Here is a 1,053-nt window from a genome sequence, read left to right as displayed (position 1 = left end):
TCGGACCGCCTCGAACTGGTCGGCCTGATCGCTCTCGATAACCGGCCGCTCAACGGTGGCGCCCACATCGTCGAGGAGGTTGACGAAGCCAATCCGCACGACTCCATCGGCCATATCACCGCCTGCTGCTATTCGCCGGCGCTCGGCAGACATATCGCGCTGGCGCTGGTCGAGGGCGGCAAGGCACGGCACGGCACGCGCGCCCACGTCTCCGATCCCTTGCGCAACCGGTTCGGACCGGTCGAGATCGTCTCCAACCACTTCTTCGATCCGGACGGGAGCCGCATGCATGGTTGAGCACCAATCCCCGCTTGAGCCGGAATTTCACGTCGGCTCGCACGGCAATTTCGAGCATGGCGTCGAGATCATCCTGACCGAGACGAGGCCGGGCTCGATCGTGCAACTCGCCGCCTGGCCCGGCGAGGAGAAGAGGCTGATCGCAGCCATCCGCACCGTCACCGGGCTGGCGCTTCCCGATGGCGCCGGCGGCGGAGTGAGCGACGGGGTCAAGTCAGTGTTCGGCTTCGCGCCGGGAAAGTTCACCGTTGCCGACGAGGCCGAAGGGCTGGCCGCTGCCTTTGCCAAGGTGGTGACCTCGGCCATCGGCACGGTGACCGATCTCTCGCACGGCCGCACCGCCATCCGCATTGCCGGGCCGAAGGCCGAATGGGTGCTGGCGAAATTCTTCGCCATCGACTTTTCGCTGCCGGCCTTTCCCAATGGCGCCGGCCGCTCGACCGCTCATCACGACGTCTTCGCCCAGATCCAGCGCACCGGCGCCGACCAGTTCGACATCTATGTCTTCCGCTCGTTTGCACGCTCGTTCTGGAAGGCGCTCTGCCACGCCAGCGAGGAAGTCGGCTACGAGGTGCAATAGGCGGCGCCGAAAGGTCGCATCGCTCCTGCTTCTGGCATCAACGCCAGCCGTTTCTGCCGCTAGAGACTCAGGCCGCAGGCGCCCATGGTGCGAAAATGCGGCCGCCCAACCGGCCCAGGGATATGAAATCCCTTCTTCAAGAGTCGGCACATTCGTTTGGTTCGAACATCTCCATG

At 64.9% G+C, this 1,053-nt stretch carries 2 protein-coding genes; both read left to right on the top strand.

Annotation, left to right across the window (positions count from 1 at the left end; all coding sequences use genetic code 11):
- Positions 1 to 297, top strand: a 297-nt coding sequence (locus EN994_RS32795) for a glycine cleavage T C-terminal barrel domain-containing protein (RefSeq protein WP_164746491.1), incomplete at its 5' end; no start/stop codon positions are given.
- Complete coding sequence (locus EN994_RS32790; protein WP_013531140.1) at positions 290 to 877, top strand: sarcosine oxidase subunit gamma; 588 nt, start codon at positions 290 to 292, stop codon at positions 875 to 877. The genes EN994_RS32795 and EN994_RS32790, both read left to right, overlap by 8 nt.
- Positions 878 to 1,053: the final 176 nt, after the last annotated feature.

Origin of the sequence: Mesorhizobium sp. M7A.F.Ca.CA.002.09.1.1, from assembly GCF_003998555.1 — a bacterium.
GTDB lineage: Bacteria > Pseudomonadota > Alphaproteobacteria > Rhizobiales > Rhizobiaceae > Mesorhizobium > Mesorhizobium ciceri.
Note: the sequence above shows the minus strand (reverse complement) of the source record. Positions and strands in the feature narration are given on the sequence as shown.

What these genes read in the sequence shown, in the direction of transcription:
- EN994_RS32790 (WP_013531140.1), top strand. Translation starts at nt 290, where the DNA reads ATGGTTGAGCACCAATCCCCGCTTGAGCCGGAATTTCACGTCGGCTCG.